General features: G+C 75.3%; 16 protein-coding genes. 9 read left to right on the forward strand and 7 right to left on the reverse strand.

The features are described from left to right. Window positions 1–270 precede the first annotated feature (270 nt). Window positions 271–2,010 carry a peptide-N4-asparagine amidase gene (locus ACIPYS_RS06985; protein ID WP_400744161.1) on the reverse strand — a complete coding sequence of 580 codons (1,740 nt, stop codon included), beginning with the start codon at window positions 2,008–2,010 and terminating at the stop codon, window positions 271–273. A 206-nt stretch (window positions 2,011–2,216) separates the two neighbouring features. Here ACIPYS_RS06985 and ACIPYS_RS06990 point away from each other — a divergent pair, with 206 nt between their 5' ends. The 3 genes from ACIPYS_RS06990 to ACIPYS_RS07000 all read left to right on the forward strand — a co-directional run bounded on the left by ACIPYS_RS06990 (window position 2,217) and on the right by ACIPYS_RS07000 (window position 5,042). Then, window positions 2,217–2,951 carry a leucine-rich repeat domain-containing protein gene (locus ACIPYS_RS06990; RefSeq protein ID WP_400744163.1) on the forward strand — a complete coding sequence of 245 codons (735 nt, stop codon included), beginning with the start codon at window positions 2,217–2,219 and terminating at the stop codon, window positions 2,949–2,951. 362 nt (window positions 2,952–3,313) lie between these two features. After that, complete coding sequence (gene thrS, locus ACIPYS_RS06995) at window positions 3,314–4,648, forward strand: threonine--tRNA ligase (RefSeq protein ID WP_400744166.1); 1,335 nt, start codon at window positions 3,314–3,316, stop codon at window positions 4,646–4,648. Between the two features lie 166 nt (window positions 4,649–4,814). Then, window positions 4,815–5,042, forward strand: coding sequence for a hypothetical protein (locus tag ACIPYS_RS07000; protein WP_400744169.1), 228 nt, complete (start codon window positions 4,815–4,817; stop codon window positions 5,040–5,042). A 202-nt stretch (window positions 5,043–5,244) separates the two neighbouring features. On the opposite strand, the gene ACIPYS_RS07005 is transcribed toward ACIPYS_RS07000, so the two are convergent. After that, window positions 5,245–5,652 carry a VOC family protein gene (locus ACIPYS_RS07005; protein WP_400744171.1) on the reverse strand — a complete coding sequence of 136 codons (408 nt, stop codon included), beginning with the start codon at window positions 5,650–5,652 and terminating at the stop codon, window positions 5,245–5,247. A gap of 90 nt (window positions 5,653–5,742) precedes the next feature. Between ACIPYS_RS07005 and ACIPYS_RS07010 the strand changes: the two genes are divergently transcribed. Beyond that, the gene (locus tag ACIPYS_RS07010) at window positions 5,743–6,240 is read left to right on the forward strand and encodes a MarR family winged helix-turn-helix transcriptional regulator (RefSeq protein WP_400744174.1); all 498 of its coding nucleotides are present in this window, start codon (window positions 5,743–5,745) and stop codon (window positions 6,238–6,240) included. A 55-nt stretch (window positions 6,241–6,295) separates the two neighbouring features. Here ACIPYS_RS07010 and ACIPYS_RS07015 read toward each other — a convergent pair whose 3' ends face one another. After that, window positions 6,296–6,892 carry a C40 family peptidase gene (locus ACIPYS_RS07015; protein WP_093863733.1) on the reverse strand — a complete coding sequence of 199 codons (597 nt, stop codon included), beginning with the start codon at window positions 6,890–6,892 and terminating at the stop codon, window positions 6,296–6,298. A 193-nt stretch (window positions 6,893–7,085) separates the two neighbouring features. On the opposite strand from ACIPYS_RS07015, the gene ACIPYS_RS07020 reads away from it, so the two are divergent. Together ACIPYS_RS07020 and ACIPYS_RS07025 are read left to right on the forward strand one after the other, a co-directional pair. Next, complete coding sequence (locus tag ACIPYS_RS07020; RefSeq protein ID WP_400744177.1) at window positions 7,086–7,505, forward strand: RidA family protein; 420 nt, start codon at window positions 7,086–7,088, stop codon at window positions 7,503–7,505. Between the two features lie 356 nt (window positions 7,506–7,861). After that, on the forward strand, window positions 7,862–8,569 hold the full coding sequence (locus tag ACIPYS_RS07025; protein ID WP_400744181.1) for a ScbR family autoregulator-binding transcription factor: 708 nt from the start codon (window positions 7,862–7,864) through the stop codon (window positions 8,567–8,569). A gap of 149 nt (window positions 8,570–8,718) precedes the next feature. Here ACIPYS_RS07025 and ACIPYS_RS07030 read toward each other — a convergent pair whose 3' ends face one another. Together ACIPYS_RS07030 and ACIPYS_RS07035 are read right to left on the reverse strand one after the other, a co-directional pair. Next, window positions 8,719–9,789: a TIGR03617 family F420-dependent LLM class oxidoreductase gene (locus tag ACIPYS_RS07030; protein ID WP_400744184.1), complete on the reverse strand. Its 1,071-nt coding sequence runs from the start codon at window positions 9,787–9,789 to the stop codon at window positions 8,719–8,721. A 62-nt stretch (window positions 9,790–9,851) separates the two neighbouring features. Continuing rightward, a complete protein-coding gene (locus ACIPYS_RS07035) occupies window positions 9,852–10,307 on the reverse strand; it encodes a MarR family winged helix-turn-helix transcriptional regulator (RefSeq protein ID WP_030397701.1) in 456 nt (151 codons plus the stop codon). A 169-nt stretch (window positions 10,308–10,476) separates the two neighbouring features. On the opposite strand from ACIPYS_RS07035, the gene ACIPYS_RS07040 reads away from it, so the two are divergent. The 3 genes from ACIPYS_RS07040 (at window position 10,477) to ACIPYS_RS07050 (ending at window position 14,559) form a co-directional block, all read left to right on the forward strand. Next, window positions 10,477–12,003 (forward strand): MFS transporter, encoded by a 1,527-nt coding sequence (locus ACIPYS_RS07040; protein ID WP_400744188.1) that lies wholly within the window; start codon window positions 10,477–10,479, stop codon window positions 12,001–12,003. 142 nt (window positions 12,004–12,145) lie between these two features. Next, window positions 12,146–12,736 (forward strand): isochorismatase family protein, encoded by a 591-nt coding sequence (locus ACIPYS_RS07045; RefSeq protein ID WP_400744191.1) that lies wholly within the window; start codon window positions 12,146–12,148, stop codon window positions 12,734–12,736. Between the two features lie 158 nt (window positions 12,737–12,894). Beyond that, window positions 12,895–14,559 carry an AMP-binding protein gene (locus tag ACIPYS_RS07050; RefSeq protein WP_400744194.1) on the forward strand — a complete coding sequence of 555 codons (1,665 nt, stop codon included), beginning with the start codon at window positions 12,895–12,897 and terminating at the stop codon, window positions 14,557–14,559. Between the two features lie 308 nt (window positions 14,560–14,867). Here ACIPYS_RS07050 and ACIPYS_RS07055 read toward each other — a convergent pair whose 3' ends face one another. After that, window positions 14,868–16,085 carry an N-acetylmuramoyl-L-alanine amidase gene (locus ACIPYS_RS07055; RefSeq protein ID WP_400744197.1) on the reverse strand — a complete coding sequence of 406 codons (1,218 nt, stop codon included), beginning with the start codon at window positions 16,083–16,085 and terminating at the stop codon, window positions 14,868–14,870. 139 nt (window positions 16,086–16,224) lie between these two features. Continuing rightward, a complete protein-coding gene (locus ACIPYS_RS07060) occupies window positions 16,225–19,722 on the reverse strand; it encodes a tetratricopeptide repeat protein (protein WP_400744200.1) in 3,498 nt (1,165 codons plus the stop codon). Between the last annotated feature and the right edge of the window lie 58 nt (window positions 19,723–19,780).

Genomic DNA, 19,780 nt, shown 5'->3' on the forward strand with positions numbered 1-19,780 from the left:
CCCGAGACGGGCCGACCACCATGATCCGCATCGCCGGCATCCACATCCGGCCCGCCCGGTGTTCCGGATGGGCCAGGGGCTGTCTCCGCCGGCCCCGCGCTCCCTCGGCGGCCTGCCGCGGGGCCGGGTTCAGGGGCGGGCCCGGGGATCGTGCACCCCGGCCCCGGCCCCTGGGCCGCCTTCGGGAGGGGCGGGCCCGGGGATCGTGCACCCCGGCCCCGGCCCCCGGGCCGCCTTCGGCCGTGAAGTGCCGTCGGATGTGATGGGCCGTCAGGCGGGGTTCCGGTCGGCCCCCGGAGTGCGGGGGAGGGGCCCGGCGCCGCGGTCCGGTGCGGCAGCGGCGCCCTGGCCGACCGGCCAGCCGTCGACGGTGGTGACGGTGCGGTGGTAGGGGCCGTCCGGGCCGGTGCTGCGGTAGTCCTCGGTGGCGCTGCCGGTGCGGACGGTGGTGTCGCCGTCGTGGCGGTGGGCGGTCGGGCGCAGGGTGTGGTCGACGGTGCTGCGTCCGGTGACCCGGTCGCCGGTCGCCGTGGTCGCCTCGCGGTGCTGCCCGAGGTCCATCGAGGTGATCTGGTCGGTGTTGCCGGCCGCGTCCTGGGTGTACCGGTAGCTGACGTCGAGCGGCTGGCTCTCGTGGACCGTGCTGGTGCGCCGGGGACCGGAGCCCCAGCTGGCGGTGGTCCGGGTGAGGTCGGTGCGGTTGCGCAGGGTCAGGTCGTTGCCGTTCGCACGGAAGCGCTGGGTGGAGCCGAACACGAGCTCGTCGCGGACCTCGGTGGTGATCCGGCCGTGCGAGGTCTGCAGCCAGCCCCGGGCGAGGTCGTGCCGGGCGGCGGTGACCGTCCAGTCGCCGCTGCCGCCGCCGTGGTCGCGGAGGGCGGTGGTGGTCGCGGCCTCCGGGGCGACCCGGTAGTCGGTGAGCCCGCCGGTGGTGCGGGCGGCGCCGTGGTCCACCTCGGCGAACAGGTTGACCTGGCCGGTCCAGAGGTCGTTGCTGCGGGCCTCGGCGGCGTTGACGGCGATCGCGACCCGGTGCGGCCGGCCGTCCACCAGCAGTCCGGCGTACGGGGTGAGGTCGAGCCGGTAGGCGGGCAGGTCGAAGGCGAGGATGCCGGGCGTGGGCCGCCACAGCAGCGGGTCCCAGCCACCGGTGTAGATCACGGGGTAGGGCCAGACCGCGCCGACCACCCGTCCGTCGACGCTCAGCCGCAGTTCGCGGAACGGGCCCTGGCCGCAGACGCCGGTCCCGGCGTTGGCGCGGGCGAACTCCTCGGGTGCGGAGGCGTAGGCGAACTCCTCGCAGGCGCCGCCCCCGCGCGCGTAGACCTCGGCGGTCAGGCGCTCCAGGTTGGGCGGGAAGGTGAGGTCGGTGCCGGCGCTCGTCGTCGCCCGGTCGAGTCCGAAGGGCCCGGTGGTGAGCAGCCGGTCGGCGGTCCTGGCGGCGGGCCAACGGGCGGAGGCGGTGTAGAACGTCAGGCTCGCGGAGATCCGGAACACGCCGGTGTAGGTGTCGTCCGTGACGTTGGCGAGGTCGAGCGCGAAGGGCTGCGGCCCGGCGGCGAACAGCGGTGCGTAGCGTGTGACATCACGTTCGAGCGCCCACTCGATGCCGTCCTTGGACGGTTCGGGGGTGGAGGAGAGCAGGACCTGCACGCCACCGACCCGGACGGTGAACAGCCGGTCGAACTGCCGTCCGGCGACCTGCCCGTGCAGGTCGAGCACGACCGCGGACCAGGGGCCGGCGCAGTCGGCGGGCGGGGTGACGGTGGTGTTGTAGGGCGTGTCCGGCGGGTTCCCGTAGCCGTTGCGGAACGGCTGGTCGTGCATCACCTCGACGGTGCAGGAGCGGGTGTCGGGCCGGGTGATCGGCTTCGCCGCGGTGAACGGGTCGTGGTAGTCGGTGCCGAAGTCGGCGTGGGCCGGACCGGCGGCCGTCAGCGCCCCGGCGAGGGCGAGGAGGACGGCGCCGGCCAGTCGGCCGGCTCGTCGGATCAGTGGATGGACGGCCAAGGGGGGCCCTCTCCCGGCCGACCGGAGGGTGGGGCGAGGACGGTCGGCGCGTTGCTCGTCGGACGGTTCCGGCATCCTCCCGAGCATGGCATGCAAGCGTCAAGTGATGGATGCTGCCCGGGAGCGCTCGGGAACCGGCCGGGGGCGATCGTGAGCGACCGGGGGACCACGGTGCCCGGGCGCCGCCCGGGCGGGAGGATGGCCCGGTGACCGACATCATCCTCGACCTCTGGCGGCAGCACCTCGGCACCGTGCCCGAGGAGGTGTGGGACCGCACCGATCTGACCGTCCTCGTCCTCGCGGACACCGGCATCACCGAAGTCCCGCCCCGGATCGGCCGGCTGCGCCGGCTGCGGACCCTCGACCTCGGGCACAACCGGATCACCGCCGTTCCGGAGGAGCTCGGCGACCTCGCCGGCCTCACCGACTTCCTCTACCTGCACGACAACGCGCTCACCGGGCTCCCGGCCGCCCTCGGCCGGCTGACGGCGCTCCGCTACCTCAACGTCGGCGAGAACCGGATCACCGAACTCCCCTCCGAGCTCGGCGCCATGACCGGCCTGGTCGAGCTGCGCGCCCAGCACAACCTGCTCACCGCGCTGCCGCAGTCGCTCGGCGGCCTGCGCGTACTTCGCGAACTCTGGCTGCGCGGCAACGCGTTGACCGGTCTGCCGGACTCCTTCGGCGGGCTGGCCGAACTGCGTGAACTCGAGCTCCGCGAGAACGCGCTCACCGAGGTGCCTCCGGCCCTGGCCGGCCTGCCCCGGCTGCGCCGACTGGACCTGCGCGGCAACCGGATCACCGCGCTGCCGGACTGGCTGGCGGACGGGGCGGCGGGGCTGCCCGCGCTGGAGAAGCTGGACCTGCGCTGGAACCCGGTCGAACCGGCGCCGCCGCTGCTCGCCGCCCTGGCGGAACGCGGCTGCGAGGTGCTGCGCTGAGGGGACCCGCGCGGACGGGTCCTCGGTCGGGAGGGGCTGCGCCGACAGGTCCTGCGTCGAGACGCCCTGTGTCGGGAGGAGCCGCGCCAGGAGGAACTGTGCCAGGAGAGCTGCGCCAGGAGGAGCTGCGCCGGGAGGGGCCGCGCCAAAAGGAACTGCGCCGGGACCGGACGGAAAACCGTTCGCCCGCCGTGGTGTTCGGCTGTTAGCGTGGACGGCATGAAGCGCGCTGCAGCCGTCCTCACGACGACGCCGGAGAGAGTCCCGGCGCGCTGACAGCTGAGCTGGTCCGAAGCCCCGGGGCGAGTGCCCCGGGGCTTCGCCGTACCGGTCCACTCGCCCGCACGCAGAGTGGAGACCCCATGAGCCACCCCGTCGTCCCCGCCCCCGATGCCGCCGCCCTTCCCGCCCCCGCGCCTGTTCCCGCGCCTGTTCCCGCGCCCCTTCCCGAGGCCGACCACCGGCGGCTGGGCCGCGCGCTCGGACTCTTCGACACCGACCCGCTGATCGGCTCCGGCCTCCCGTACTGGCTGCCCGACGGCGCCGCGGTCCGGCACACCCTGGAGGAGTTCGTCCGCGACCGCGAGCGGCGCGCCGGATACCGCCACGTGTACTCGCCCGTCCTCGGCAAACGCGAGCTCTACGAGATCTCCGGCCACTGGCAGCACTACCGGGACGACATGTTCCCGCCGATGGACCTCGGCGCCGAGCAGGTCGTCCTGCGCCCCAGCCTCTGTCCGCACCACGCCCTGATCTACCGCTCACGGCCCCGCAGCCACCGGGAACTGCCGCTGCGGATCGCCGAACTCGGCGGCATGTACCGCTCCGAACTCTCGGGCGTGCTCGGTGGACTGAGCAGGGTGCGGGCGATCCAGCTGAACGACGCGCACGTCTTCTGCACCCCCGAGCAGGCCGCCGACGAGGCGGTGGCCGCGCTGGAACTGATCGCCGAGGCGCACCGCGCACTCGGCATCCGGCCGGTCCGGTACCGGCTCTCGCTGCCGGGGGAGGGCGGCAAGTACGTGGCGGACCAGGCGCTCTGGGAACGCGCCACCGCGCTGCTGACCGAGGTGCTCTCCCGTTCCGGGGTGCCGTTCGAGGCGGCGGCGGGCGAGGCCGCGTTCTACGGGCCGAAGATCGACGTCCAGATCGCCGACGCGGCCGGGCGCGAGTCCACCCTCTCCACCGTGCAGATCGACTTCCACCAGCCGGAACGGTTCGGCCTGCGGTACATCGGACCGGACGGGGCGAAGCACCGCCCGGTGATGGTGCACCGCAGCGTCATCGGCAGCGTGGAGCGGGTGGTCGCCCATCTGATCGAGCTGTACGGCGGGGCCTTCCCGGCCTGGCTGGCACCGGTCCAGCTGGTGCTGCTGCCGGTGACCGAGCGTGAGCGGGTGCGGGCCGAGCAGCTCCGCGAGCGCTGTCTGGACCTCGGGCTGCGGGCCGAGGTGGCCGGGCCCGAGCGCGGCAGCCTGGGCGCGCGGATCCGGGAGGCCCGGCTGGTCCCGTACCAGGCGGTGCTCGGCCCGCGCGAGGCGGCGGACGACCTGCTCGCCCTGCGCCTGCGCGACGGCCGGCGGCCGGAACCACTGGCGGCGGGGGAGGCGCTGGCCCGGATCCGCGCGCTCGTCGGCGCGTGCGCCCAGGAGCTGTGGGACGGGCCGGGGGAGTGGCGGGGCGGTTCCTCTGGATGAGGCCGGGCGGCCGCCGCTGGATCCCCCCGTCCGCAGTCGTACACGTACGACTAGCGGCGCGCGCGGTGTGTCGGCCGGGCCGCCCGGCGCACCCGCCGTTCGAATGGGGGCGGCGGCCGTCCCCGGCCACCGCCGTCCCCCGTTCGCGCTCCTCCGGAGGTACCCCATGCGCCTCGCCCGCCGCATCACCGTCGCAGCCCTGACGGCCGGGCTGGCCCTCGGCGGGGTGGCGCTCGCCGCCCCCGCCACCGGCGTCACGCTGCGCCCGCTGCCGGTCCCGGACTCCCGGTACTGCACGGCCGCGGTCGGCCACTCCCCGGTCGCCGCCCGCCAGGTCGTCCCGCTGCACGGCCGGACCTGCTCCGCGCTCTACCACCTGGACGCCCCGCGCTAGGTCCTGTCCCTCGGACCCCGCCGGGCGGCCGCCGCCGCCCTCGCGCCGACCGCCCACCGCCCTCGCGCCGACGGCCCCGCGACGCCTGCGGCCCGTCCGCCCGTCCGCCCGGTACCGGGCACCCGGGCCGCGGGCGCCGCGGGGCGGTGCCGGATCGGCCCGTACGGACCGGGTGCCCGCCGGCGAGGGAGGCCGGCGCGGGTCAGTACGACTGGAGTTCGATCAGCCGGCCCTCGGGGTCCCGCAGATGGGCGGTGCGCAGCCCCGGCCCCCACTCGGGGCGGTCGGTGGGGCCGGCGACGGGGTCGGCGCCGTGGCGCCGGCAGAGGTCGAACGCCCGCCCGACGTCCTCGACCCGGAGCACCAGCATGGTGCCGTCCTGGGCGGCGGCCGGTTCGGCGGGCAGCGCGGCGGTGCCGACGGCGGCGGCGAGCATGCCCCGGTCGAACAGCGACAGTACGGCCTGACCGTCGAGGTCCCAGGTGGCGTACGGGCCGTCGGGCGTCCCCTTGACCAGGGCCGCGCCGGTCAGCGGCGGCAGGACGGCCCGGTAGAAGCCGAAGCAGGAGGGGAAGTCGGCGACGAGCAGGCGGTGGTACAGGGCGTCCATGGTCGGGGTTCCTCGCCTCGGGTGCTGGTGCTCGCGGTCACAGAATTATGGGTCGGCACCCACTATAGGGCAGCACCCTAGACTTCTCCCATGGCTTCAGAGGAACCCGGCTCCACCGCTCCCGCCCCCGGCGCTCCGCCGCCCGCCCGTGCGACCCCGCCGACCCTGCTGGACCTCAGCACCTATCTGCTGTCCCGGACCGGCAGGGCGGCCCGCTCCCGGCTCGCCGAACGCCTCGCCCGGCGCGGGCTGCGGCTGTGGGACATGGCGGTGCTCGCCGCGCTGGCCGACTTCGGCCCGCACGCGCAGCGGGACCTCGTGCGACGGCTGGGTGTCGACGCCAGCGACATGGCGAAGGTCGCCGACCAGCTGGCCCACGCCGGCTACGTCGAACGGGTCCGGGACGCCGCCGACCGCCGCCGGCTCTCGGTCACCGTCACGGACGCGGGGCGCGCGCTGCTCGCCGAGCTGCGCGCCGAGGCGCTGGCCGTGCAGGAGGAGGTGCTGGCGCCGTTGAGCGGGGCGGAGCGGCGGGTCCTGCACGAGCTGCTCGCCCGGATCCACGCGGAGCTGCCGGGCACCCCGTGATCCGCCCGGCCGCGACCGCTCGGTCCGCGGGGCCGCCGGTCCGTGGGTCGGAGAGTCAGCGGTCGAGCGGCAGCGGGCGGCGGGCGCCGGCGAACTCGCCGGCCCAGCGCGGCAGATCGAGGACGCCCTCGACCCGGGCCACCAGGGTGCCGGTGCGTTCCGCGTGGATCATCGCGCCGTCACCGGCCCAGAGGCCCACGTGGTGCAGGGGTGCGTCCGGGCGGGAGAAGAACAGCAGGTCGCCGGGGAGCAGGCCGGACCGGTCGACCGGGGCGGAGCGGTGGAACTGGGCGACGGTGTAGTGGCCGAGCTCCACCGCTCCGCCGCTGGCCCGGTACCAGCAGTGCAGGGAGAGTCCGCTGCAGTCGAAGCCGGTCGTGCTCTCGCCCAGGCACTTCCCGTCCAGGTAGCCGTTCTCCTCGTCGCAGAAACCGAGGCTCGGCCCCAGCCGGTCGCCGCCGCCCCAGGCGTACGGCACGCCGATCTGTGCGGCCGCCACGGCGGCGACCCGGAGGCCGAGCGGGAGTCCTGGGTCCTCCTCGCGGGGGCGGGCGGCGGCGGAACCGGCCCCCAGCGGGGCCAGGGCGGCCCCCAGGGCGACCCCCAGCAGTCCGCGGCGGCCCCAGCCCCCGGTGGTGTGCGGAAACGGCACGGCAGCCCCCTCGGTCGTCGGCGAACCACCAGGATCCCGGTTCGGGCTCCCGCGCCGCCATCACCCGCAGAGGTGAATTCCCGGCCGACGGGGCCCGGGGTGCCCGGGGCGGCGCGGTAAATCGATTGACGGTCCCGGCCCCGGCTTCGAACGATGGCTCCGACAGCACCGAACGACCGTCCGGGAGGCACCCATGAGCAGCGCCGTCAGGCTGATCCGCAACCACCGGCTCACCCAGGCCGTCGACTACGCCTACGCGGCGGCCGTCGACGCGCCGGTCCGCTCGCTCTGGCTGGCCGGCGCCTGCCCGCTGGACACCGAGGGGCGCACGGTGGCGGTGGGCGACTACGCGGGCCAGGCCCACCAGGTGATGCGGAACCTGCTCACCGTGCTGGAGGACGAGGGCGCCGCACTCACCGACCTGGTGCGCACCACGGTCTACGTGGCCTCCTCCCGGCAGAGCGACCTGGTGGCGGTCTGGGAGGTCTACCGCGAGTACCTCGGCGAGCACGACGTGCCGAGCACCCTGCTGGGGGTCTCCGTGCTCGGCTACCACGACCAGCTGGTGGAGGTCGAGGCGGTCGCGGTGCTGGACCGGGCCGAGGCGGGGTGAGCGAGCGGCACCGGGCCGGGCCGGTGGAGCCCGGCCGCTCCTTCGGCCGGTCGCCGCCCGGGAGTTCGGCCCGAGCGTGTCCGGGGCGCCCCCGTCGAAGCCCGGTCGCATCCCCGTCGCAGCCCCGTCGAATCCCCGGAGCGCCCCGAGCACGCCCGGGAGGTACGTCAGTGAGCGGGCCCCGGCCCCGGGTCGGTCCCGGGGTGTGCGTCCGGAGTGGACCGCACGGTCGGTATTCTCTGACAGCCCGTGCGCGGGTGCCCCCGCCGATGCGGAAGTCGGGGCGTTTCCGTGCCCCGGGTAAGATACGGGCTGTTTGGTTTTGTTTCGGTGCTGGTGTGGTGGGGGTGGTCGGGGTGGTACGACAGGAACGGGCGCTGCGGACGCGGCGGCTGATTCTGGAGGCCGCGGCCTCGGTGTTCGACGAGTTCGGTTACGAGCGGGCGACCATCGGTGAGGTCGTGTCCCGGGCCGGGGTGACGCGGGGCGCCGTCTACTTCCACTTCGCCTCGAAGCGGGAGCTCGCGCAAGGGGTGATCGAGGGGCAGTTCGAGGCCGAGGCGGTGCCGGAGCGCTCCTGCAAGCTCCAGGAGTTCGTGGACACCGGGATGGTGGTCACGCATCTGGTGCCCATCGATCCGCTGGTCAGCGCGGCTGTCCGGCTCTCGGTGGACCAGGGTGCCGACAAGCAGATGGGCATCGACGCGGCGCCCGGCTGGATCTCCCGACTGGAGCGGCTGCTGGTCGACGCGGGCGAGCGCGGCGAACTGCTGCCGCACGTGGTGCCGGCCGACACGGCCGGGCTGATGACGGCCTCCTGGGTCGGTGTGCAGCTCCAGTCGCAGCGGTTCACCGGTCGCGCCGACCTGGCCGTGCGGGTCTCGACGCTCTACCGGCACCTGATGCCGAGCGTGGCCGTCCCCGGTGTGCTCGCCTGTCTGGACCTGGCCCCGGACCGGGGTGCGCGGGTCTACGCCGAGATGACGGCGACCCGGGAGGCCGCGGTGCGTGAGGCGGCGGACGCCGCCGGCCCGGATGGCGACCGGGCCGACGACGCGGGCTGACGCGGGCCGAGGCGGGCCGAACACGTCGATCCGCCGTCACGACCCTTCGCCCGCGCGGAAGGTGACGGCGGCGAAGCATACGGCGCGTCCGGTTTTCCCCACGGCCGCCCCTTCCCGGGCGACTGCGGAGCGTAGCCGCACCGGCCGCGTCAGTTCGGTGCCGGGCGGCCGTCGAGGGCGCGCAGCGCGTCCAGGACGTCCAGGCCGAGCTCCGGGTCGGCGTTCTCGGGGAGGCTGACCGAGACCCTGGTCGCCAGGCCCGCGTAGCGGCGGTGGACCTCCCGGGCGGCCTCCTCGACGGTGCCCGCGACGGCGAAGGTGTCGAAGACCCGGTCGTCGATCAGCGCGGCCATCTCCGGCCAGCGCCCGCGCAGCGACAGGCGGTGCAGTTCCTCGTGCAGGTCCTCCCAGCCGTGCTGGGCGAGCACCGGCCGGTAGGCGGGCGTGGAGGCGTAGAAGGCGAGCCGCTCCCGGACGGAGGCGCGGTGGGCCCGCAGTTCCTCCTCGGTGCGGCCGGTCGCGGTGAGCACGCTCCCGACGACCTCGAACGGCCGTCCGGTCCAGGCCGCTCCCGCCGCCTCGGCCGCGCCGCGCTCCTCGGCCAGCGCCGGCAGCACCTGCCGGGTCAGGTAGTCGACCGAGGTGAACGGGTGGCTGAGGAAGCCGTCGGCGACCGCCCCGGCGGCGCGCACCATCAGCGGGCCGACCCCGGCCAGCAGGATCCGCGGCACCCCGGCCGGGACCGGGTCGGGGGCGAAGACCGGCGTCATCACCGTGTGGGTGTAGAAGTCCCCCCGGAAGCGCAGACGGTCGCCGGTCTGCCAGCTGTGCCAGATCGCCCGCACCGCGTGCACGTACTCGCGCATCCGCGCGGCGGGCCGGTCCCAGGGCATCCCGAAGCGCTTCTCGATGTGCGGCTTGACCTGCGAGCCGAGCCCGATCACGGCCCGGCCGCCGGACGCCGCGTGCAGCCCCCAGGCCTGGTAGGCGAGCGTCATCGGGGTGCGGGCGAGGGCGACCGCCACGCCGGTGGCGAGTTCGATCGAGCGGGTGCGGTCGGCGGCCCGGGCCAGCTGGAGGAACGGGTCGTAGGCGGTCTCGGAGACCACCAGGCGGTCCGCGCCCCGTCGTTCGGCCCGCTCGGCGGCGTCGAGGATGCCTGCCGGATGTCCGGGGGCGAGGGCGTCGAGGAGGAGGGCGGGGGCGTGCGGACGGTCCATGCGGTGGGGCTCCTGGTGCGGCGGGCGGGGTCCGTCGGGGCCGGGCGCCCGGCGGTGGTGGGTCAGGGGCGGGGCCAGGGCCGGCCGTCGAGGCGCTCGATGCCGGTGTTGAAGCGCCGCAGGAAGTCGGCGAAGGTCCGGACGTCCTCGGCGGGCCAGTCGGCCATCACCAGGTCGAGGGCGTGGGCGTGCGCGGCGCGGTCCTCGTCGAGGCGGCGTTCGCCCTCCTCGGTGGTGCGGAACTTGCGGGCCATCCCGCCGTCCGGGTCGGGGATCCGTTCGACCAGCCCGGCCCGGGTCATCGCGGCCGTCTGCCGGTTGAGGGTGGAGGCGTCCAGTCCGAAGGCGTCGCTGAGTTCGCCGATCGACATCGGGCCCTGCATCCGGATCCGGCTGAGCAGGATGTAGGCGCTGCGGTCGAGCCGGCTGCCCTCCGGCCGGGCGCCGGCCGGGCTCAGGTAGTGGTGCCGGCTGAGCACCATGTACTCGAACGCCACCTCGTCTGTGGGCCCGCTCATGATGCCGTCCTTCCCGTCCCTGATTCCGGGGCGCTGACCTGCGGTGTTTGCGCACAGTATGGCAGGCGGTCGCTCATCGGCACTGATGTGCACGATACATATTATGTGTACTCTGCATATGAACATCGAACCGTCCTGCCCGACGACCGGAACCGAGGAGCCCCCGCTCATGGCCGCCCCACAGACCACCGCCCCCGACCGGACCCGGGGAGTCGTCGCCACGCTCGCCCTCACCGGCACGGTGGCGGCGATCATGCAGACCCTGGTCACCCCGCTGATCGGCGAGCTGCCGAGAATCCTGGACACCTCCCCCTCCAACGCCTCCTGGGTGATCACCGCGACCCTGCTCTCCGCCGCCGTGTTCGTGCCGATCAGCGGCCGCCTCGGCGACCTGTTCGGCAAGCGGCGGATGCTGCTGGCCTGCTGCGTCCCGCTGCTGCTCGGCTCGGTGGTCTGCGCGCTGACCTCCTCGGTGCTGCCGATGATCGCCGGGCGCGGCCTCCAGGGCATGGGCATGGGGGTGGTGCCGCTCGGCATCAGCCTGCTGCGCGACGTGCTGCCGCCCGAGCGGCTCGGCTCCGCGATCGCCCTGGTGAGCGCCTCGATGGGCATCGGCGGCGGCCTCGGCCTGCCGATCTCGGCGGCCGTCGCCCAGTACACCAGCTGGCGGGCGCTGTTCTGGGGCGCGGCCGTTCTGACGGTGGCGGTCGCGGTGATGATCCGCCTCCTGGTGCCCGCGCCCACCACCCGGCCGGCCGGCGGGCACTTCGACGCGGTCGGGGCGCTCGGCCTCGGCGCCGGCCTGGTCTGCCTGCTGCTGCCGGTCTCCAAGGGCGGTGACTGGGGCTGGACCGACGGAACCACGCTCGGCCTGTTCGCGGCCGCGGTGGTCCTGCTGCTCGCCTGGGGCGTCTGGGAGCTGCGCCTCGCCGAGCCACTGGTCGACCTGCGGGTGACGGCCCGGCCGAGGGTGCTGCTGACCAACGCGGCGTCGGTCCTGGTGGGCTTCGGGATGTACGCGCAGGCGCTGATCGTGCCGCAGCTGCTCCAGCTGCCGGAGGCCACCGGGTACGGGCTCGGCCAGTCGATGCTGGCGATGGGGCTGTGGATGGCGCCGTCCGGCCTGATGATGATGGTCGTCTCGCCGTTCGGCGGCCGGCTCTCGGCGGCGCGCGGTCCCAAGTTCACCCTGGTCGCCGGGGCGCTGGCGATCTCGGCCGGGTACGGGCTGTCGATGGTGCTGATCGGGTCCACCTGGGGCGTGCTGGTGGTGACGCTGATCTGCAACGCCGGTGTGGGTCTCGCGTACGGTGCGATGCCGGCGCTGATCATGAGCGCGGTGCCGCTCTCCGAGACGGCCTCGGCGAACAGCTTCAACAGTCTGATGCGCTCGCTCGGCACCTCGGTCTCCGCGGCCGTGGTCGGCGTCGTGCTCGCCCAGCTGACCACCACCGTGGGCGGGCACGTGCTGCCTTCCGAGACCGGCTTCCGGGTGGGTCTGCTGATCGGCTGCGGGGTGGCCCTGGCCGCCGCGGCGGTGGCCGCCGCCGTGCCGGCGCCGCCGCTCCCCGCGGTACCGGGGACCGCCGCCGCCCAGGAGTCCGCTGCCGCCCAGAAGTCCGCCGCCGCCCAGGAGTCCGCCGGGGCGGCCGGGGCGGCCGGTGCCGCTCCCGCCCAGGACGGCACCCGCACCTGATCGGGCGCGGGCCCGACCGAGTGCGGGTCCGACCGAGTGCGGACCCGATCGGGTGAGTGCCCGGCGCGTGCGCCGGTCCTCCCCGAGCCGGGCGGGTGAGCATACCGAGGGACAAGTCACCCCCCGAGGAAGGGATTTCGCCATGGGTCGGGCTCTGATCGTGGTCGACGTGCAGAAGGACTTCTGTGAGGGCGGCAGCGTCCCGGTGAAGGGCGGCGCCGGGCGGGCCGGTGCCATCGCCGAGCTGGTCCGCACGGCGGACGGCGAGTACAGCTGCGTCGTCGCCACCCGCGACCACCACATCGACCCGGGCCCGCACTTCTCCGACCACCCGGACTTCCGGGACTCGTTCCCGGTGCACTGCGTGGTCGGCAGCGAGGGCGGCGAGTTCCACCCCGACTTCGCCCCCGCCGTGGCCGAAGGGGCGGTCGACGAGGTGTTCTTCAAGGGTGCCCGGTCCGCGTCGAAGAGCGGCTTCGAGGGCTTCGCCGCGGACGGCACCCCGCTGGCCGACTGGCTGCGCGCCCGCGGCGTCGAGGGCGTCGACGTCGTCGGCATCGCCACCGACCACTGCGTCCGGGCCACCGCCCTGGACGGGGCGAAGGCGGGCTTCGCGGTCCGGGTGCTGCTCGACTACACGGCGGGGGTCGCCGCCGGTACCACCGCCACGGCGCTGGGCGAACTCCGGGACGCCGGGGTCGAGCTGACGGGCACCCCGGTGGTCCTGGCCTGAGCCGCGGCGTTCCGTTCGGGGCCCCGGGCCCGGCAGGCGCGGCAGACGCGGCGGGCCGGCGGGGCAGGCCGGGGGGCCGACCCGAACCGCGTGACGGGGGGTGGTGGTCTGCGTAGACTCGGTCGCCCTGTGCCCGGACGAGTCCTGGAGCCGTTGCCATGACCCCGCCCCCTCCCGTGCCCGCTCCCAGCATCAGCGCCGGCAGTACCTCGGTGCCGCTGCTGGAGCACACCATCGGCGTCGCGCTCGACCGCGCGGTGGCCGCGTTCCCGGACCGGGAGGCGCTGGTGGACCTGCCGAGCGGGCGCCGCTGGACCTACCGGGAGCTGGCTGCCGAGGTGGACCGGATCGCGCTGGGGCTGCTGGGCCTGGGAGTCGGGGCCGGCGACCGGGTCGGCATCTGGGCGCCGAACTGCCCCGAGTGGGTGTTCACCCAGTACGCCACCGCCCGGATCGGCGCGATCCTGGTGACCGTCAACCCGGGCTACCGCGCGCACGAGGTCGAGTACGTGCTGCGGCAGGCGGGGATCCGTACGGTGGTGGCCGCGGCGGGTTTCAAGACCTCCGACTACGCGGCCATGCTCGCCGAGGCCGGCCCGCGCTGCCCCGGCCTGCGGGACGTGCTGCTGATCGGCTCCCCGGAGTGGCGGGAGCTGGCGGCGGCGGGGGAGCGCGGCGACCGGGAGCGGCTGGTGGCGGCCGGCGCCGGACTCGGCGCCCACGACCCGATCAACATCCAGTACACCTCGGGCACCACCGGCTTCCCCAAGGGCGCCACCCTGTCGCACCACAACATCCTCAACAACGGCTACTTCGTCGGGGAGTTGTGCGGTTACACGGAGGCGGACCGGATCTGCGTCCCGGTGCCCTTCTACCACTGTTTCGGCATGGTGATGGGCAACCTGGCGGCGCTCTCGCACGGGGCCTGCGTGGTGGTCCCGGCCCCGGCCTTCGACCCGGCGGCCACCCTGCGCGCGGTGGCGGCCGAACGCTGCACCTCGCTCTACGGCGTGCCGACCATGTTCATCGCCGAGCTGAACGACCCGGGCTTCGCCGAGCACGACCTGTCGAGTCTGCGCACCGGGATCATGGCCGGCTCACCGTGCCCGATCGAGGTGATGAAGCAGGTCGTCGACCGGATGGGCATGCGGGACGTCTCCATCTGCTACGGCATGACCGAGACCTCCCCGGTCTCCACCCAGACCAGGGCCGAGGACCCGCTGGAGCGGCGGGTGTCCACCGTCGGCCGGGTCGGTCCGCACCTGGAGGTCGCGGTGGCCGACCCGGAGACCGGCCTGACCGTGCCGCGCGGCACCCCGGGCGAACTCCGCACCCGGGGCTACTCGGTCATGCTCGGCTACTGGGACCAGCCGGACCGCACCGCGGAGGCGGTCGACGCCGAGGGCTGGATGCACACCGGCGACCTCGCGGTGATGGACGAGGAGGGGTATCTCAACATCACCGGCAGGCTCAAGGACATGGTGATCAGGGGCGGCGAGAACATCTACCCGCGCGAGGTCGAGGAGTTCCTGCACACCCACCCCGACATCCTGGACGTCCAGGTCGTCGGCGTCCCCGACGTCAAGTACGGCGAGGAGCTGATGGCCTGGATCCGGCCGCGGCCCGGGGCGCCCGAGCTGACCGCGGAGACGCTGCGCGAGTACTGCGCGGGCCGGATCGCGCACTACAAGGTGCCGCGCTACGTGCACCTGGTGGAGGAGTTCCCGATGACGGTCACCGGGAAGGTCCGCAAGGTGGAGATGCGGGAGCGGGCCGTCGAACTGCTGGGCCTGGCCGACGCGGCCGACGTCGAGCACGCCTGAGCGCGGCGGCCGGGCGGGCGCGGCCCGGGGCGGGGGCCCCCCGGCCCCCCCCCGGCCCCCCCCCCCCCCCCCCGGGGGGGCGCGGGGGCCCCCCCCCCCCCCCCCCCCCCCCCCCGGGGGGGGGCGGGGGGCGCGGGGGGGGGCCCCCCCCCCGGCCCCCCCGGCCCCCCCCCGGGGGGGGGGGGGGGGGGGGGGGGGCCCCGGGGCCGGGCCCCCCCCCCCCCCGGGGGCCCCCGCGACGGCGACGACGGGTCGTGCCGCGGGACCGCGACTCGGACCGCGACTCGGAGCGAGGCTCGAAACGCGACTCAGATCGCGGCGACCTCGGCCCGCAGCGCGGGCAGGGCGGCGTACATGACGCCGCCCGGGCAGTCGGTGGCCAGCCAGTCGCGGTGACCGCTGATCATGTCGACCGGCTTGGTCACGCCGTTGACCGGGTTGACGAAGGTGACCTTCGCCTGCGGGTCGAGCCCGTGGGTGCGGGCGGCCAGCGCGAGCACCAGGGCGAGCGAGCGACGGGCCTTGGCGGTGGGCTCCTGGTTGACCAGGGTACCGAGCAGCGCGACACCGAGGTTGCCCGAGTTGAAGCCGGCGGTGTGGAAGGCGGTCACCGCGTTGCCGTTGGCGTCGAACCCGGGGATGCCGTCGTCACCGGACCAGCGGCCCTCGTAGATCCGGCCGGCCTCGTCGATGAGGAAGTGGTAGCCGATGTCGCCCCAGTCGTTGGTGATCGCGTGGTACTCGTAGATCGCGCGCACGGTGGCGGCCGGGTCCGGGTCCGCGTTCGGGGTGTCGGTGTGGTGCACCGTCAGGGTCTGCAGCGGGTAGTACTTGGCGGGGGAGTTCTCCACGCCGTTCTTGAACCGCTTGGACTCGTCGGCGCCCCAGGCGGCCCGGCTCAGGTACTCGACGCCGCAGAAGGTGACCGGCGTGGTCGGGGAGAGCGTGGTGGTGCGGGCCGGGCCCGCGGTGGTGTCCAGCGCGGTGGAGCGCAGGTTGGTGGCGCCGTCGGGCAGCCGCAGGTCGTAACCGACCGCGCCGTCGGCCGGGACCAGCGCGGCCGAGACCGGGGCGGCCTTCGCGGCGGTGCCCGCGACGTCGGGGCCGCCCGCGCAACCGGTGGCGATCGGCTGCCAGGCGCCGGGGCCGGTCTCCTCGTGGTGGAGCCGGATGGCGCCGCCGCGGCGCGGGCCGTCCCAGCTGACGCCGACGTACTGGATCGGGAAGTCGGTCCGCACACCGGCGGCGGCGCGACCGGCGGCCGAGCGGGCCCGGGTGGCCGGGACGGTCACGGTCCGGGCGGCCTGGCTGCCGGGCGCGGCCGGAGCCGCGGGGGCCGGGGTGGTCGGCCCGGCCGGGGTGCTCGGCGCGGCGGCGTGCGCGGCCGGGGCGGTGGCGATCGCGGCGGCGGTGGCGCCGATCGCGGTCACCAGCGTGCGACGGCTCACGGCGGAGCTGGGGTTCGGCATCGGGATCCTGTTCTCGGGGTGGTACGGGTGCAGGCCGACCGGCCGTGAGCCGGTCAATCAGTCGATCATGAATCTACCCAAATGATCGTTTCTGGTGGCAACCCCTAAAATTCGCCTGCCCGAACGGGCAGCCCGTCCGACCGTCCCGGCCCGGTCGGCCCGACCGCCCCGCCCTGCCCCCGCCGGTCCGCCACCGCTACCCGAGGATCCGCAGCGCCGCCGCCGCCCGATCCCCCACCGGTGCCCCGGCGCACGCGAGTTCGCCGAGATAGAGGCAGACATCCGCCCGCGCCGCACCGGCACCCGGCACCGCGAGGAACGCCCGCGCCAACTCCTCCGGACCGGCCTCCCCGGCGACCAGACCGTGCAGCAGCTTGCGCACCGCCGGCTCGAACGGGTCCTGCGGATCCTCGTACGGGCACTCCAGGAAGGCCTCCCAGGCCTCCGCCGAATCCGCCGGCCCCTCCGTCAGCAGCCGCAGCACCGCCACCTCCATCAGCACCGTCGACGAGGCCGCGGCCTCGGGCGACACCTCCGCCAGCAGCGCCCGGGCCTCCTCGAACCGGCCGTCGTGCCGGTACGCCGCCGCCAGCGCGCACCGCACCGCCGGATCCCCCGGATCACGGGCCAGCACCGCCGCCAGGTCGGCGACCGCCGCCGCCGGGCGCCCGGCCTGCCGGTGTGCCTGACCGCGCTCGGCCAGGGCCCAGGTGTACTCCGGATTGCGGGTGACCGCCGCCGTGAGATCGGCGATCGCCTCCTCCACCAGACCGGCCTGCCGCCGGGCCTGCCCCCGGGACCCGAGCGCCCAGGGGTCGTCCGGTTCGAGCGCCAGCGCGGCACTCAGATCGGTGATCGCCTCCGCGAGGTCCCCCGCCAGCCGGTGCGCCTCGCCCCGCAGTGCCAGCGCCCAGGCGTACTCCGGGTCGATCGCGAGGACGGCCGTCAGGTCCGCGATCGCGTCGTCCAGCCGGCCCGCCTGCCGGTACGCCTGCCCGCGCGCCCGCAGCGCCCACACGTCCGAGGGGTCCAGCTCCAGCGCCGAACTCAGGTCGGCCACCGCCTGCGCCAGCCGGCCCGCCTGCCGGTGCGCCTCGCCGCGTTCGGCCAGTGCCCACGCGTACTCCGGGTCCAGTGCGAGGGCGGCGGTGAAGTCCGCGATCGCCTCCTCCAGTCGGCCCGCCTGCCGGTGCGCCTCGCCCCGTTCGCCGACCGCCCACGCGTACTCCGGGTTGAGGGCCAGCGCGGCGGTGAAGTCCGCGATCGCCTCCTCCAGCCGCCCCGCCTGCCGGTGCGCCTGGGCACGCGAGCCCAGCGCCCACGCGTGCTCGGGAGTGAGCGCGATCGCCGCCGTGAAGTCGGCCACCGCCTCCTCGGGCCGGCCCGCCTGCCGGTGCGCCTCGCCCCGCTCGGCCAGCGCCCAGGCGTTCTCCGGGCCGAGCGCCAGCGCGGCGGTCAGATCGGCGATCGCGTCGTCCAGCCGTCCGGCCTGCCGCAGCGCCTGGCCCCGTGAACTCAGCGACCAGGCGTCACCGGGATCCAGCGCCAGCGCGGCGGTGAAGTCCGCGACCGCGTCCGCCAGCCGCCCGGCCGTCCGGAACGCCTCGCCGCGCTGGGTGAACGCCCACGCGTACTCCGGGTCGAGCAGGATGGCGGCGGTCAGATCGGCGACCGCCTCGTCCACCCGCCCGGCCAGCCGGTGCGCCTGGCCGCGCGATCCCAGCGCCCAGGCGTCGTCCGGGTCGAGCGCCAGCGCCGCCGTGAAGTCGGCCATCGCCTCCTCGGTCAGCCCGGCCAACTGCCGGGCCTCGCCGCGCCGGGACAGCGCCCAGGCGTACTCCGGGTCGAGGGCCAGCGCCGCCGTGAAGTCCGTCAGCGCCCGCTCGTGGTGGCCGTGCCAGTTGAGCACACGCCCCCGGTAGGCGAGCGCCTGCGGCAGATCGGCGGCGATCGCGACGGCCTGGTCGAGGTCGGCCAGGGCATCGTCGTCCCGGTCCTCGACGAAGTACTGGTAGCCGCGATGGGTGAGCGCCCACGCCCGCACCCGGACCGGCAGACCGGGACCGGCGAGCACGTCCAGGACCGCCAGCACCGGCTGCTCGCCGGCCGCCGCCGCGTGGATCCGGCGGGCCCAGCGGGTCAGTTCGGCGTCGTCGCTGTCCTGTGCGGCCTGGTTGAGCATCTCCGCCCACGGTGCCAGCGCGTCCGGCGCGTCCCCGGCGGTGCGCGCGGTGTGCTCCAGGGCGTGCGGCAGCCTGGCCAGCGGATCGGAGCAGAGCAGGTGGTAGGTCTCGTTCAGCAGCTGCCGCCGCCACCTGGGGTCGGCGCCGCACCGGGCCGCCGGCAGGTACTGCTCGACCGCCGCCCTCGCCGCGGCGTGGTGCTCGGCGAGGCGGATGTGCGCGGCCGTCCACTCCCGCGGGGTGTGGATCCGGCGCCGGCGCACCATGCTGCTGCGGACCACGGAGTGGTACTGCAGGAAGTCGCCGCGCCCGGTCACGAAGGGCTGCACCGAGAGCCAGTCCCACACGGCCGGTTCGGCCTCCGGGACGGCGCAGGCGAACAGGTCGCGGTTGAGCTGCAGCGGCAGCGCGGCGGCCAGTACGGTGTCCCGGCGCTCCGGTTCGGGGATCCACTGCAGGAAGCGCACCACCGCCTGGTCGACCATGTCGGCGCCGACATCGGCGACCTCCTCGACCGCGCCGGGATCCGCCGCCGCCAGCAGTGCGACCAGCAGCGGCAGCCGCATCGACATCCGCAGCACCGCGTCGACCACCAGCGGGTCGGTGACTCCGCGCGCCGTGAGCAGGTCGCGGGCCTCCTGTTCGGTGAACACCTCCAGCGGCACGTCCACCAGCACCGGCCGCCACGGTGCCCACTCGCGCTCGGCCAGTTCGTCCCGGCCGGCCAGCACGAACACCACCTCCAGCGGCAACGGGCCGAACGCGTCGTCGAGGATCTCCCGCAGCCATCCGTCGAGATAGCGGCCCGTCAGCTCCCAGGTGTCGAGGAACAGCACGATCCACGGGCGGCGGTCACGGTCCCGGCCGCGGTCACGGTCGCAGAGCCGGGACAGTTCCGCGACGAAGGCCCGGCCGAGCGCCGCCTCCTCGACGTCGCCGCCGCGACGGCGCTGCCGCACCCCCGCGATCAGGCGCTCGGCGCCCTGGGCCACCGCGTCCGGGTTCGCCATCGCCGCGACCGCACCCGCGCCCGGCAGTACCGAGACCGCCCCGAGCGCCGCCTGGGCCGCCAGCCGGGTCGGCAGCGACGCGCTCTCCCCGCCGGGCGGCTGCTCGGGCTCGCGGTCCGCCGCGGCCTGGAGCGAACGCCGGTACTGCTCCAGGGCCTTGTCGAACTCCCGCAGCGGACCGGCTTGTTCGGCGAGTTGCCGGGCCAGCGCACCGAGCGCCGTCTCGACGCTGTGCACATCGGTCTCGTCGACCAGGGCGGTCAGCGCACCGGCCCGCCGGGCCGCCTCCCGCCACTGGGCGAGCAGCGTGGACTTGCCGACCCCGCCGACCCCGCGCACATGGAACAGGAAGTCCGCCGGATCCGGCCCGGAGTCCGGGTCCGGATCGCGGGCGAGATTGTCCACGAACAGCGCCAGCTGCGCTCTGCGGCCGATGAACTGCGCACCGGTGCGTTGCCGCACCGCCTCCGCACGCGACAGACGCCTCCGTGCCTGTGCCATGCCACCCCCTGCCGTGCTGCCCGGCGGGTCGCGCCGACCACGAGTCCGGTGCCGCCGG

The organism is Kitasatospora sp. NPDC089913 (genome assembly GCF_044748625.1).
Taxonomy (GTDB): domain Bacteria; phylum Actinomycetota; class Actinomycetes; order Streptomycetales; family Streptomycetaceae; genus Kitasatospora.

Bases quoted from the DNA above. Each gene is read 5' to 3' on its own strand.
- ACIPYS_RS07010 (WP_400744174.1), top strand. From the start codon at position 5,743: ATGGCTTCAGAGGAACCCGGCTCCACCGCTCCCGCCCCCGGCGCTCCG.
- ACIPYS_RS07050 (WP_400744194.1), top strand. From the start codon at position 12,895: ATGACCCCGCCCCCTCCCGTGCCCGCTCCCAGCATCAGCGCCGGCAGT.
- ACIPYS_RS07000 (WP_400744169.1), top strand. From the start codon at position 4,815: ATGCGCCTCGCCCGCCGCATCACCGTCGCAGCCCTGACGGCCGGGCTG.
- ACIPYS_RS07060 (WP_400744200.1), bottom strand. From the start codon at position 19,722: ATGGCACAGGCACGGAGGCGTCTGTCGCGTGCGGAGGCGGTGCGGCAA.
- ACIPYS_RS07030 (WP_400744184.1), bottom strand. From the start codon at position 9,789: ATGGACCGTCCGCACGCCCCCGCCCTCCTCCTCGACGCCCTCGCCCCC.
- ACIPYS_RS07020 (WP_400744177.1), top strand. From the start codon at position 7,086: ATGAGCAGCGCCGTCAGGCTGATCCGCAACCACCGGCTCACCCAGGCC.
- ACIPYS_RS07005 (WP_400744171.1), bottom strand. From the start codon at position 5,652: ATGGACGCCCTGTACCACCGCCTGCTCGTCGCCGACTTCCCCTCCTGC.
- thrS (WP_400744166.1), top strand. From the start codon at position 3,314: ATGAGCCACCCCGTCGTCCCCGCCCCCGATGCCGCCGCCCTTCCCGCC.
- ACIPYS_RS07035 (WP_030397701.1), bottom strand. From the start codon at position 10,307: ATGAGCGGGCCCACAGACGAGGTGGCGTTCGAGTACATGGTGCTCAGC.
- ACIPYS_RS07045 (WP_400744191.1), top strand. From the start codon at position 12,146: ATGGGTCGGGCTCTGATCGTGGTCGACGTGCAGAAGGACTTCTGTGAG.
- ACIPYS_RS07040 (WP_400744188.1), top strand. From the start codon at position 10,477: ATGGCCGCCCCACAGACCACCGCCCCCGACCGGACCCGGGGAGTCGTC.